We start from the raw sequence: 255 nt of genomic DNA on the forward strand, positions 1-255 counted from the left end.
TATAAGGCCCTCATGCTGTGCTGGAGCGATGGTCGCACCCAGTTCATGCTCGACGTTTCCCTTCATGGCGAGAAGGGTAAAGTGGAAGGCAAGGAACAGGGGATGACGGCCGAACAACGCAAAAGGCACTATGAGCGTAAACGCGATGCAGGCTCCCACGCAGCCGGACGTAAAGAAGAATACTTCATGGGTAAGGGCGAGAAGCTGATAGAGATGGTCAAGGCCGCTATCCGCTACAGGATTCCTTTTGATTAT

1 pseudogene is annotated in these 255 nt (G+C 52.9%); it reads left to right on the plus strand.

Features of this window, described 5'->3' with window-relative positions:
• Positions 1-255 (plus strand): annotated as a pseudogene (locus I6E24_RS17030) (IS4 family transposase); the annotation flags it as partial.

The sequence above is a fragment of the Bacteroides caecigallinarum genome (assembly GCF_021530995.1).
Lineage (GTDB): Bacteria > Bacteroidota > Bacteroidia > Bacteroidales > Bacteroidaceae > Phocaeicola > Phocaeicola faecigallinarum.